The following is a 12,353-nucleotide window of genomic DNA, read 5'->3' as shown; positions in this document are numbered from 1 at the left end:
GAGAAAGTGTTTTGATGGCGGATACATTTTTTTTTACGCCGTCCCGGCGATTGACGGTTGCTAATGTTGCAGAGTTAACAGGTGCAAAGCTTCTTAATCCAGAGTTTTCTAACACAGTTATAAATACTCTTTCTTCGCTTGAGGGTGCTGTGGAAGGTTCTCTTGTGTTTGTGGAACATCGAAAATTTTCTGATGCTCTCTTAGGAAGTTCTGCTGTTGCTGTTTTTTGTACGAATGAAATCGTTTTTAAAGTTCCTGAATCCATGGCAATTTTGGTGACATCTACACCGCAGCGTGATTTTGCCCAGATTGGGCGCATCTTATTTCCTGATTCTGTCAAGCCAATGCCTTGGTTTGGACAGAGAGAAATTTCACCGCATGCGCATATTCATCCAAGTGCTAAGTTTGCACATGATGTATGTATTGAGGCGGGAGCTGTTATTGGTCGAAATGTTGAGATTGGTGCAGGGACTCTTATTTCATCCACGGCTGTTATTGGAGAAAATTGCCGTATTGGGCGTGACTGCTATATTGCCCCTAAGGTAACAGTTCAGTATTCTTTAATAGGTGATAGAGTTCAGCTTTATCCTGGCGTTTGCATTGGGCAAGATGGTTTTGGTTATGTTGGAAGTGTTTCTGGAATTGAAAAAATCCCACAGCTTGGCCGTGTTATCATCGAAGATAGTGTGGAAATTGGTGCAAATACAACTATTGATCGTGGAACATTTGAAGACACTATTATTGGTGAAGGGAGCAAAATTGATAATTTGGTACAGATTGCTCACAATGTGAAGATCGGTCGCTATTGTCTTATTGCTGCTCAATGTGGAATTGCTGGGAGTACATCCATAGGTGATATGTCTCAACTAGGAGGGAGCGTCGGGGTAGCCGATCATATCGTAATAGGTAAATGTGTTCAGATTGCTGCTGGTAGTGGTGTTATGAATGATATTCCGGATGGAGAAAAATGGGGAGGAAGTCCGGCACGACCATTCAAGCAGTGGTTTCGTGAAGTAGCGGCGTTGCGTAATATTGGCAAAATTAAAAAGGAGAAACGCTAATATGATCAACCCCAGAGAAATTAGAAATTTAGAAGCTGTAGATATTGAAAAATTGCTATCAATATTACCACATCGTTATCCATTTTTATTGATTGATCGCATAGTTGAAATTGATGGTGAGCAGGAAGCTATTGGTATTAAAAATATAACGATTAATGAGCCACATTTTACGGGACATTTTCCCGCGAAACCGGTTATGCCTGGGGTTTTAATTTTAGAGGCTATGGCACAAACAGCAGGAGCAATTTCACTTTTAAAATTAGGGGATAAGCAACAAAATTTGGTTTATCTTATGACTGTTGATAATGCGAAATTTCGTAAGCCGGTTGTGCCTGGCGATCAACTAAAGATTCATGTTCAGCTTTTAAAAAAGAGATCTGGTATAAGGCGTTTTTCGTGTATTGCAAAAGTAGAAGATATTCGTGTCGCCGAAGCGGAAATTGCTGCGATGATTATTGAAAAAGAATAAACGATATTAGTAGGAATTTAAAAATGTCCGGTACAAAAGTTCATCCAACTGCTCTTGTGGAGAAAGGAGCGCAGCTTGGTGAGAATGTACGAATTGGGCCGTTTTGTCATATTAGTGCAGATGCTATTATTGGTGATGAATGCAGTTTGATGAGTCATGTTGTGATAATGGGTAAGACAACGTTAGGAGCTAATAGTAAAGTGTTTTCGCATGCAGTTTTGGGAGCAGAACCGCAAAATAATAAACATAGAGGAGGTCATACAATTCTTTCTATTGGTAAAAATTGTACGATTCGTGAAGGCGTAACGATGCATAGAGGCTCCGACTCAAGTGTAGGAATGACGATTATTGGTGATAATTGTCAATTTTTTTGTTATGCTCATGTTGCCCACGATTGTCATGTAGGTAATCATGTGACTTTTGCGAATAATGCAATGATTGCAGGGCATGTTACTGTTGGTGATTGTGTTATTATTGGTGGCGGATCCGCTGTTCACCAATTTGTTCGTGTTGGGTGTTATGCGTTTATTGGTGGTGTATCTGCATTGGTTGGCGATCTGATTCCTTACGGAACAGCTGTTGGTGTGCAGGCAAAGCTCGCGGGATTAAATATTATTGGGATGAAACGTGCTGGACTTGACCGCAAAGATATTCATGCGCTACGTCATGCAGTTTCCATGCTTTTTGATCATAGCAAGCCGTTTAAAGAGCGTGTAAACGATGTTGCTTCTTTTTATTCCACGTCTCAGTCTGTTATTGACGTAGTTAATTTTATTAAAGAAGAAGGAAAACGCTTTTATTGTACACCTAAATTTGAAGGTGATAGAGTAAGAAAAAATAAGGACTAAAAATGTCTGTTTCTGGTGCCAGAAGTATTCTTTTCGGCCGCACTGCCATTATAGCAGGAAATGGTGTTCTCCCTATCACTGTCGCTCAAGAGCTTGAGAAGAATGGACAAAATCCTTTTCTTGTCCTTTTGCGTGATGAAGCAGATGCTGTGCTTTATCGCTATGAGCATTGCGAGTTATCGATTGTGGAGCTAGCACAACTCGTTAAAGTTTTAAAAACAGCTGGAATTTATAATATTGTTTTGGCCGGCGGTATAAAAAAACGGCCATTTCTTACGCAATTGCGACTCGATTGGACAACATTTTTAGCTCTCCCTAAGTTAATCGGGGCTTTGAAGAAGGGAGATGATGCGTTATTAAAAGCTTTTATACGAGTTATTGAAGCGCACGGATTTTGTATACTTGGGGCTCATGAGATAGTACCAGATCTTTTAGCACCAATGGAATTTAATTTAACATTACGGCGAGCGACGCGAAAAGAAAAGAAAGATATTTTCTTAGCAGCAGAAGCAGCAAAGCTTTTAGGTCGCTTAGATATAGGGCAAGCAGCTGTTGCTATTAATGGGAGAGTTGTTGCTGTTGAGGGAGCAGAGGGAACTGATAATATGCTATGGCGGATTTGCGAAATGCGAGAAAGAGGGCAAATTCCGGCTAAAGGTGGTGTTCTCGTTAAATGTGCGAAACCACAACAAGATCATCGCGTTGATTTACCATCAATTGGACCTACAACAATAATAAATATTGCAAAGAGTGGATTGTGTGGCATTGCGGTAGAAGCAAATAAAAGTCTGATATTATCAGTGCAAACAACAGTAGAAAAAGCTAACAAATATTCCCTGTTTATAGAAACGTTTGAAAAATTTGATCATGAATAATTGTATTTTAAAAATTGCTGTTGTCGCAGGAGAAGAATCTGGTGATTTTCTTGGAGCTGATTTGATTTCTTGTTTATCAGAACAGACAGGATGCGATATTCATTTGATTGGTGTTGGTGGGAGGCATTTAAAGGAGTTAGGTTTAAAAAGCCTTTTTGATTCTCATGAGATTGCTTTAATAGGCTTAGGTGCAGTATTAAAAAAATTGCCATCACTGCTGATGCATATTCACAATTTATCTAAATTTATTGCGCAAGAACAACCCGATTGTTTAATTATTATTGATAGTCCTGATTTTACCCATCGCGTTGCAAAAAAAGTGCGCATTTTAGCACCTTCAATTCCTATCATTAAATACATTGCACCAACTATTTGGGCATGGCGGCCGAAGCGCGCTAAAGCTATGCGCAAATTTGTTGACCATGTTTTAGCAGCGTTTCCTTTTGAAGAAAAGATTATGCAAGATTTTGGAGGTCCTGTTACTACTTATGTCGGGCATCGTCTTTTAACTTATCCTCTGCTTTTGACTGCCCAAGCAAAAAAAAAGCGCCAATCAGAAAAAAAACATTTATATGGCAAGCAAATATCACCGCCTACGTTAGTTATTTTACCTGGATCACGCAATTTAGAGATTCGCTCTTTAATGCCTATTTTTCGAGAAGTAGTAGAAATTCTTGCACAACGTATCTCTCATTTACGTATTATTTTACCAACTCTACCACATTTGGTGGATAAAATTCGTGATTTTTTACAGAATTGGAAAAGCAAAGTAGAAATTGTTGTTGGTGAAGACGCAAAATGGCGTGCTTTTGCACAAGCAGACGTTGCACTTGCAGCTCATGGAACGGTTTCGCTTGAACTAGCGTTAGCGAAAATCCCCATGGTCCTTTGTTATAAACTTGATCATTTTTCTAAATTATTCATTTTGCCCAAAATAATGTTATGGAGTGCTGCTCTTCCCAATATTATTTCTGATAAGCCGTTTGTGCCAGAATATTTTAATGAATTTTTGCGCCCTGGTTTGTTAGCAAGGCAGATAGAACAGCTTTTGTATAATCCTTTAGTGCGACAGGCGCAACTTGATGCTTTTGAGTTGGTGGAAAAGAAAATGAAAACTGAAGTACCATCGGGGGTTGTTGGTGCGCAAACGATTATCACTCTTCTAAAAAATAGGATTAACATTGTATAAATAAAACAATGTTGATGGTTAATGCTTAATTTTAGCAAGAAAATCACAAGCGCGTTGGCTTTTAGGATTGATAAAAAATTCGTCAGATGCTGCATCTTCAATAATTTTTCCGTTTTCTAGAAAGAGTATTCTTTCTGAAACTTCACGTGCAAACCCCATTTCATGAGTAACGCAAAGCATTGTAATGCCTGTATTGGCCAACTGAACCATAACTTCTAAAACTTCGCCAACACTTTCTGGATCAAGAGCTGACGTTGGCTCATCAAAAAGCATCACTTCAGGTTCCATACAAAGTGCACGAGCAATTGCAACACGCTGTTGTTGTCCACCAGAGAGTTGTAAAGGATATTTATTACAGTGTTTTTCAATTCCAACATCTGTAAGATAACGAATTGCTCGTTCTTTTGCTTGTTGTTTAGAAAGCCCTTGAACTGTCATAGGTGCTAAAATGCAATTTTGTATAACGCTCATATGGGGAAATAAATTAAAGTTCTGAAAAACCATTCCTATTTTACGGAGAACATTTTTTTGTTTGTGTAAAGGAGCAGCATGAATATCAATATTATGAACACAAATGGAACCTTTTTGTGCTTTTTCTAATTGATTAATACAACGAATCAAAGTTGATTTTCCTGATCCGGAAGGGCCACAAATAACAATGCGTTCGGCAATTTCAACATCAAAGTTAATATCATAAAGTACCTGAAAATCTCCATACCATTTATTTAAATTTCGAATAGAAATCACAGAGTTCTTAGCGGTGTGGACGGATTGATTATTTTCCAAATTCATCTTGTTGTATTCTTTCACTGATAAATAAACTGATTAATTTAACATTTTGATTTGGTAACGGTTCTTGTTACCATTCTATTTACCGTAAATACCGAGTTAGACGATATTCGATAAAAACAATAAAACGCTGAATAAGCTCAACGATCAGAAGATAAATAAGAGCAGCCCAAACGTAAACTTGAAAATCGAATGTGCGTGAATAAGTGAGTTTGGCAATCCCCATTAGATCATAAATAGTGATGAGTGAGGCAATAGCACTGGATTTAATCATTAAAATAAACTCATTTCCTAGAGGGCGTAATGCTACAACCATAGCTTGGGGAAAAATAACCTTCAAAAATGTTACAGAATTGCTCAACCCTAATGCTTTTGATGCTTCACGTTGCCCAGTTGTTACGGATAGAAAACTTCCTTTAAAAATTTCGGATTGATAGGCAGCAGAATTGAGTGCAAAAATGAAAAGGCAACAATACCAAGCGTTTTGAAAGAACCACCATAGACCGACCTGTTGCCAGAAGTTGTTCATTGAACCAAGTCCGTAGTAAAAAAGAAAAAGTTGGACTAATAAAGGAGATCCGCGGAAAAAATAAACATAAGCACGGACAATATATTGTAAAAACTTATTATTTGATAAACGTGCAAACGTAATAAGCATACCAAGAAAAAAGCCGAGAGAGCAAGAAATAAAAACAAGCTCCAAAGTAACAATAAAGCCATAAATAAATTTTAGCCCGTAACGGTCCAAAAGAGCAGGATTAAAAAGGAAATAAAGCCACTCAGGAATCATTAGCCAAATACCTTTCTATATCCTGCTTGAGTATATGTTTCCAGATGGTGCAGGATTGCAGAAAAAAACGCTGAAAATAACAAATAGAGTAAGCAAGCCACAAGATAAAACAGCATAGGTTTATTGGTGGCTGCGACTGCTAGATTTGTTTGTCGCATAAGATCAACAAGTGAAATAGTTGATACCAAGGATGTATCTTTAAGCAAAGTTAGCCAATTATTAGAAAGTCCTGGTAAGGCATTTCGAATAAGCTGAGGAAAGACAATACGAAAAAATGTGGTTGAATTTGAAAGTCCTAGAGCTTTCGCCGCTTCATATTGACCTTTATCAAAAACATTGAATGCTCCGAGCCAAACTTCACAAGAAAAAGCCGCAAGAACCATACTGAGTGCAAGAACACCAGCAACAAAAGCATTAATACTAAGTATTATTTCAATATTAAAATAATCAAGGACAATCTGAATAATATTTTGCAGGCCGTAGTAAACTAAAAATAAGGTTAAAAGCTCTGGTAGTCCACGGAAGATCGATGAAAAGGTGATTGCTATAGCTTTAGCTATCTTAATATTGGATCGAATCATCACAGCACTCAGAAGACCTAAAGGAAGCCCCAAGATTCCACAGCACAAAGCCAACGATAATGTCATCCCCGCACTAGAAAGTATAACCATACCCCATCCACCATTGCTAAATGATAGCAATGCTAAATTCTCAATCATTATTGCATTCCTCACAAAGAGTTAGATAATGTTTTTTAGAAATAAACAGTTTGTCCAATTTTAGTTTGTGTTGGTATTTAATAAATATCGAATGTAAAATATTTTTTCACAATTTTTTCATAAGTACCATCCAAACGGATCTCTCTTATCGCTTCATTAAACTTATTTTTAAGGTCATTATTATTTTGACGTAGTGCAATTGCAATAGGAAATTTTGTTTCTTCCAAGGTTCCTAAAAGTTGGCAACAATCTTTTCCTTCATTGTTGAGCCAGTTTAATGCTTGCAGTTTATCAAGGATGACCACATCAAGTCGACGACTTAAAAGATCACGATTAACTTCTATTGTTGTAGGATAAAGTTTAATGTTCACTCCTTCAGAAGCATAATGATCTTCTGCATATGCAGCTTGTGTTGTATTTGATTGCACACCAATATTTTTACCTTTAAAGGCTTCAACCGAGATCTCTTTAATTTTTGAATCTTTTGTGACAATTACAGCGAGTGCTGTGTTGTAATAAGGATCTGTGAAATCAATTTTTTGTAAGCGCTCTTGTGTGAGAGCAAGAGAAGCAATGATCGCATCGTATTTTTTTGCAAGAAGACCAGGAATCATTCCCTCTAAATCTTGAGTAGTAATAGTACATTCGATATTCATTTTTTTACAAAGTGCATAAGATATATCAATATCAAAACCTTGGAGTTCGTTATTTGAGTCAATATAACTAAATGGAGGGTAAGAGCCTTCACTCGCAATTTTTAGCGTTTGAGCATTAGTTAATTGGATGAAAAATGTTGCGCTTATTATAAGAGCGACTGCTAATAATTTCATTATGTTCTCCTGTCGAATAAGCGGGAAAATATGATGCGCATATATGGGGTTATCATGTATTTTATAATCTGGAAGCCCTTTTGGGAGCAATATAAAAATTCATTTGTGTCTCATGTTGTTATCATTATAATGAACAGCATGATTTAAAAGATATAGAATTTAGCTTTGAAAAAACTATCCAATTTGACTATAAAAAAGTTTAGATCTCAAGAAAACAAAATTAAAATATCATTTTTATCACAGGTGTTATGAAAGGTTTAGATATTGAAAAATATATAAAAATCGATCATTACTCGAGAATAAATGTGAATCTTCTCGTAAGGGATGATAAGAATGCTAAATTCTCAATTATTATTGCATTCCTCACAAAGAGTTAAATGACGTATTTAGAAATAACAGAGTGTTCAATTTCAATACATATTAAGATTTAATAAATATTGAATGTGAAATATTTTTTCATAATTTTTTCATAAGTTCCATCTAGACGGATCTCTTTTATTGCTTCATTAAACTTATCTTTGAGGTCATTATTGTTTTGACGTAGTGCAATTGCAATAGGAAACTTTGTTTCTTCCAAAATTCCTAGAAGTTGGCAACAATCTTTCCCTCCATTGTTGAGCCAGTCTAATGCCTTTAGTTTATCAAAGATAACCACATCAAGCCGGCGACTTAAAAGATCACGATTAACTTCTATTGTTGTAGGATAGAGTTTAATGCTTACCCCCTTAGGAGCATAATGGTCTTCTGCGTATGCAGCTTGTGTTGTATTTGATTGCACGCCAATATTTTTACCTTTAAAAGCTTCAACAGAGATCTCTTTAATTTCTGAATCTTTGGTAACAATTACAGCGAGTGCCGTGTTGTAATAAGGATCTGTGAAGTCAATCTTTTGTAAGCGCTCTTGTGTAGGAGCAAGGGAAGAAATGATCGCATCGTATTTTTTTGCAAGAAGACCAGGAATCATTCCCTCAAAGTCTTGGGTGATGAGAGTACATTCAACATTCATTTTTTTACAAAGTGCGTAAGATATATCAATATCGAAACCCTGGAGTTCATTATTTGAATCAATATAACTAAAAGGGGGATAGGAAGCGTCACTTGCAATTTTCAGCGTTTGAGCATTGGTTAATTGGGTGAAAAATGTTGCGCTTATTATAAGAGTGACTGCTAATAATTTCATTATGTTCTCCTGTCGAATAAGCTGAAAACATGGGACTATCATGTATTTTATAATCTGTAAGCTTTTCTGGAGCAATGCAAAAATTTATAAGTATTCATTTTGCTTAGGAAAGTTTTAAGAGAGTGTTTTGTTTTTCTCCTTATCTACTAAAGAGAAATAAGAAGTGTTTGGTGTATAGTTGTAAAAAAAAAGCATTTTTCAATTATTCTTTGGTGATGTTTTTTTAGGAACAAAGGAAAAGAATTCTTAAACATCATTGAGTTTAGTATGTGATAAGGCTTTTTGTATAGGGAATGATGGAGAATACACCTAATTTAGAGGAATGTGGCTTAAAAGTTGATTCTTTCACCTCTTTTTGACAGAAATGTCTTTCTGATCTTAAGAAAGAGCGTTTTGGTCTCTATTGATTTATTGGAAAAAAGCCATCAAAAAACGTTTCTCATAGCTTTTATGATAGTATTATATTTTTAGAGATAGTTTCAAAATCGATGTCAAATACTTTTAAATTGTGCTACTTGATTATTCACACTAAAGCTTCAGTAAATTGAAGCTTTAGTGGTTTGTTTTTTTTAATTTGTACGTTTATCTATAGGAACATATTCACGCATGGCATAGCCTGTATAGAGTTGGCGTGGACGACCAATCTTTTGTGCGGGATCCTCAATCATTTCTTTCCACTGCGCTACCCAACCTACACTACGTGCTAATGCAAAAAGAACAGTAAACATTTCAGTTGGGAATCCTAGAGCTTTTAATGTAATTCCAGAATAGAAATCGACATTTGGATAAAGCTTTTTCTCAACAAAATATTCATCGTTCAGGGCGATTTTTTCAAGTTCTATAGCTATATCAAGAAGTGGATCATCTTGGATGTTAAGCTCTTTTAAAACTTCATGGCAGGTTTTTTGCATGATTTTTGCACGCGGATCATAATTTTTATAGACTCTGTGCCCAAACCCCATAAGGCGGAAAGGATCATTTTTATCTTTTGCACGTGCAATGAATTCAGGAATTCTCTCAACGGAACCTATTTCTTGTAGCATCTTTAAGCATGCTTCATTAGCTCCACCATGCGCTGGTCCCCAAAGGCATGCAACACCTGCTGCAATACATGCAAACGGATTAGCACCTGATGATCCTGCAAGGCGTACAGTGGATGTAGAAGCATTTTGTTCATGGTCTGCATGAAGAATAAAAATTCGATCCATTGCTCGAGTAAGAACGGGATTGATTTTGTATTCTTCACAAGGAACGCAAAAGCACATACGGAGGAAATTAGCAGCGTAACTAAGATCATTGCGTGGATAAACAAAGGCTTGCCCGATACTATATTTATATGCCATCGCAGCAAGAGTTGGAACCTTTGAGATGAGGCGAACAGAAGCAATCATTCTTTGTTGTGAGTCTGTAATATCAATAGAATCGTGATAGAATGCAGACATAGCTCCAAGGCATGCAACCATAACGGCCATAGGATGGGAGTCACGACGGAATCCATGAAAAAACCGCGCCAATTGCTCATGTACCATCGTGTGCTGCATAATACAATTATCGAAGTCATTTTTTTCTTGTTTTGTTGGGAGTTCACCATAAAGCAAAAGGTAGCAGATTTCGAGAAAATCTCCTTTTTCAGCTAGTTGGTCGATGGGATAACCACGATAAAGCAATATTCCTTTATTACCGTCAATGTAAGTAATTTTTGATTCACAAGAAGCAGTTGAGGTAAAGCCAGGATCATAAGTAAAAGTATTTGTTTCTTTATAGAGAGAAGCAATTTCAATGACATCAGGTCCACTCGTGCCTCTACGCACTGGAAATTCTATTTTTTTATCTTTCACTGTAATGTATGCTTTATTCTCGGACATTAGATATTCCTTTCAGATTCCTCGCTTCTAAAAATCAAGACGCCGTTTCATCAGATAGGGAGACATATGACCGAAGTTTCTCCTACCTATTTTGAAGGGTAGATTTACCTTAAAAGTTGACACATGCAATCTAAAAATATTTTTTATTTGCAATTTTACCAAATCAAAAATGTATTTCCACTATCTAAGAGAAAAGATAGCTTTCAATTTGTGTAGAAATATTTGTAGGTGATACCTATTGAGATGATAAATTATATACATATCATTAGTATTTCATTGTTATAAGTTGGTCATTGATGCGGTTAAGAGACTCATCTTGTCCTAATAAAGCAAGAACATCAAAAACTCCCAGCGATGTTGCACGTCCTGTGAGAGCTGCGCGAAGAGGTTGGGCAACAGCTCCAAATTTGAGATTTTGTCTTTCTGTGTAATGTCGAAGAGTTTCATCCAAGCTTTTTACATCCCAATGAGAGCATGTTTTCAGGGTAAGATAGATATCTTCTAAGATAGCTAGCCCATTTTTATCTAAGAGTGTTTGTGCTTTTTCATCGAGAAGTAACGGCCGTTGCTTAAAAATGAAGGAAGCATTATCAATGAGTTCACACAGCGTTTTTGAACGTTCTTTCAAATTTGGTATAGCTTTTAGAAATTGAGTACGTTGTTGTTCATTAAGTGTTTCAATTATTTTTAATCCACCTTCAATTTCTGGTAAAATATTAAGAGCGGCATCAAAGAGGTCTTGGTCATTACTCATGCGTATATAGTGTCCGTTAATGGCATCGAGCTTTTTGAGATCAAAACGCGCTGCACCCTTATTAATATCATCGATATCAAACCAAGAAATCATGTCTTCGATTGACATGAGTTCGTCATCACCATGACTCCAACCTAGACGGACGAGGTAATTGCGTAAAGCAGCAGGAAGGTATCCCATTGTTCGATAAGCATCGACACCTAGTGCGCCATGCCGCTTTGATAATTTTGCACCATTTTCACCATGGATAAGTGGAATATGCGCCATAATAGGAATATCCCATCCCATTGCATTGAAAATGATTGTTTGGCGAGCTGCATTTGTGAGATGATCATCGCCGCGTATGATATGTGTTATCCCCATATCATGATCATCCACGACGACAGCATGCATATAGGTGGGTGAGCCATCGGAACGCAAAATAACAAAATCATCTAGATCTTTATTAGGGAAGCGAACATCACCTTGAACGCGGTCGCGCACGATTGTTTCCCCATGTTGGGGAGCTTTGATGCGAATAACAGGTTTGATATCTTTTGGAGCTTCAGAAATATCACGATCTCGCCAACGTCCATCATAACGCGGTGGTCGGCCTTCTATACGGGCATTTTCACGCATTTCAGCCAATTCTTCAGGAGAAGCATAGCAATAATAAGCTTTGCCATCTTTTACTAATTGTTCAGCAACTTGTCGATGACGTTCTGCCCGCTCGAATTGTGAAATAGGATCACCGTCGTAGCTAAGTCCTATCCAGTGTAAGCCATTTATAATGGCTTTTACAGCCGCTTCTGTTGAGCGCTCTCGATCTGTATCTTCAATCCGTAGAAGCATTTTTCCCCCAGTATGTTTTGCATAAAGCCAATTAAAGAGGGCAGTACGGGCACCACCAATATGAAGGAAGCCTGTTGGTGAGGGAGCAAAACGGGTAATAACGGGCACGGATATTTTCCTTTAAATTAACTTATGGAACTTTATGGAAGAGGT

Annotated in this window: 12 protein-coding genes; 5 read left to right on the top strand and 7 right to left on the bottom strand. The window is 37.1% G+C overall.

Features of this window, described 5'->3' with window-relative positions:
* Positions 1-14: 14 nt before the first annotated feature.
* The 5 genes from lpxD to lpxB are packed head-to-tail and all read left to right on the top strand — an operon-like array spanning position 15 to position 4,442.
* Positions 15-1,061 (top strand): UDP-3-O-(3-hydroxymyristoyl)glucosamine N-acyltransferase, encoded by a 1,047-nt coding sequence (gene lpxD / locus MCO_RS00660; protein ID WP_007551960.1) that lies wholly within the window; start codon positions 15-17, stop codon positions 1,059-1,061.
* A 1-nt stretch (position 1,062) separates the two neighbouring features.
* The gene (gene fabZ, locus MCO_RS00655; protein WP_007551959.1) at positions 1,063-1,530 is read left to right on the top strand and encodes a 3-hydroxyacyl-ACP dehydratase FabZ; all 468 of its coding nucleotides are present in this window, start codon (positions 1,063-1,065) and stop codon (positions 1,528-1,530) included.
* Positions 1,531-1,553: 23 nt separating this feature from the next.
* Positions 1,554-2,378 (top strand): acyl-ACP--UDP-N-acetylglucosamine O-acyltransferase, encoded by an 825-nt coding sequence (gene lpxA / locus MCO_RS00650; protein WP_007551958.1) that lies wholly within the window; start codon positions 1,554-1,556, stop codon positions 2,376-2,378.
* Between the two features lie 2 nt (positions 2,379-2,380).
* Positions 2,381-3,253 (top strand): LpxI family protein, encoded by an 873-nt coding sequence (locus tag MCO_RS00645; RefSeq protein WP_007551957.1) that lies wholly within the window; start codon positions 2,381-2,383, stop codon positions 3,251-3,253.
* Positions 3,246-4,442 carry a lipid-A-disaccharide synthase gene (gene lpxB, locus MCO_RS00640; RefSeq protein ID WP_007551956.1) on the top strand — a complete coding sequence of 399 codons (1,197 nt, stop codon included), beginning with the start codon at positions 3,246-3,248 and terminating at the stop codon, positions 4,440-4,442. The genes MCO_RS00645 and lpxB overlap by 8 nt, the downstream gene beginning before the upstream one ends.
* Positions 4,443-4,460: 18 nt before the next feature.
* On the opposite strand, the gene MCO_RS00635 is transcribed toward lpxB, so the two are convergent.
* The 7 genes from MCO_RS00635 to gltX form a co-directional block, all read right to left on the bottom strand.
* On the bottom strand, positions 4,461-5,234 hold the full coding sequence (locus tag MCO_RS00635) for an amino acid ABC transporter ATP-binding protein (protein WP_007551955.1): 774 nt from the start codon (positions 5,232-5,234) through the stop codon (positions 4,461-4,463).
* Between the two features lie 79 nt (positions 5,235-5,313).
* Positions 5,314-6,021, bottom strand: coding sequence for an ABC transporter permease (locus MCO_RS00630; protein ID WP_007551954.1), 708 nt, complete (start codon positions 6,019-6,021; stop codon positions 5,314-5,316).
* Positions 6,021-6,740: an ABC transporter permease gene (locus MCO_RS00625; RefSeq protein ID WP_007551953.1), complete on the bottom strand. Its 720-nt coding sequence runs from the start codon at positions 6,738-6,740 to the stop codon at positions 6,021-6,023. Before MCO_RS00625 ends, MCO_RS00630 begins: the two co-directional genes overlap by 1 nt.
* 77 nt (positions 6,741-6,817) lie before the next feature.
* On the bottom strand, positions 6,818-7,570 hold the full coding sequence (locus MCO_RS00620) for a transporter substrate-binding domain-containing protein (protein WP_007551952.1): 753 nt from the start codon (positions 7,568-7,570) through the stop codon (positions 6,818-6,820).
* Between the two features lie 427 nt (positions 7,571-7,997).
* Positions 7,998-8,750, bottom strand: a complete 753-nt coding sequence (locus MCO_RS00615) for a transporter substrate-binding domain-containing protein (protein WP_007551951.1) — start codon at positions 8,748-8,750, stop codon at positions 7,998-8,000.
* Between the two features lie 569 nt (positions 8,751-9,319).
* Positions 9,320-10,615 carry a citrate synthase gene (gltA, locus tag MCO_RS00610; RefSeq protein WP_007551950.1) on the bottom strand — a complete coding sequence of 432 codons (1,296 nt, stop codon included), beginning with the start codon at positions 10,613-10,615 and terminating at the stop codon, positions 9,320-9,322.
* A gap of 265 nt (positions 10,616-10,880) precedes the next feature.
* On the bottom strand, positions 10,881-12,308 hold the full coding sequence (gene gltX, locus MCO_RS00605) for a glutamate--tRNA ligase (RefSeq protein ID WP_007551949.1): 1,428 nt from the start codon (positions 12,306-12,308) through the stop codon (positions 10,881-10,883).
* Positions 12,309-12,353: the final 45 nt, after the last annotated feature.

It is taken from the genome of Bartonella sp. DB5-6 (assembly GCF_000278115.1).
Classification (GTDB): domain Bacteria; phylum Pseudomonadota; class Alphaproteobacteria; order Rhizobiales; family Rhizobiaceae; genus Bartonella; species Bartonella refiksaydamii.
This window is presented reverse-complemented; position numbering and strand designations above follow the sequence as displayed.

Coding starts and splice junctions, on each gene's coding strand:
- lpxD (WP_007551960.1), top strand. CDS start 15: ATGGCGGATACATTTTTTTTTACGCCGTCCCGGCGATTGACGGTTGCT.
- fabZ (WP_007551959.1), top strand. CDS start 1,063: ATGATCAACCCCAGAGAAATTAGAAATTTAGAAGCTGTAGATATTGAA.
- lpxA (WP_007551958.1), top strand. CDS start 1,554: ATGTCCGGTACAAAAGTTCATCCAACTGCTCTTGTGGAGAAAGGAGCG.
- MCO_RS00645 (WP_007551957.1), top strand. CDS start 2,381: ATGTCTGTTTCTGGTGCCAGAAGTATTCTTTTCGGCCGCACTGCCATT.
- lpxB (WP_007551956.1), top strand. CDS start 3,246: ATGAATAATTGTATTTTAAAAATTGCTGTTGTCGCAGGAGAAGAATCT.
- MCO_RS00635 (WP_007551955.1), bottom strand. CDS start 5,234: ATGAATTTGGAAAATAATCAATCCGTCCACACCGCTAAGAACTCTGTG.
- MCO_RS00630 (WP_007551954.1), bottom strand. CDS start 6,021: ATGATTCCTGAGTGGCTTTATTTCCTTTTTAATCCTGCTCTTTTGGAC.
- MCO_RS00625 (WP_007551953.1), bottom strand. CDS start 6,740: ATGATTGAGAATTTAGCATTGCTATCATTTAGCAATGGTGGATGGGGT.
- MCO_RS00620 (WP_007551952.1), bottom strand. CDS start 7,570: ATGAAATTATTAGCAGTCGCTCTTATAATAAGCGCAACATTTTTCATC.
- MCO_RS00615 (WP_007551951.1), bottom strand. CDS start 8,750: ATGAAATTATTAGCAGTCACTCTTATAATAAGCGCAACATTTTTCACC.
- gltA (WP_007551950.1), bottom strand. CDS start 10,615: ATGTCCGAGAATAAAGCATACATTACAGTGAAAGATAAAAAAATAGAA.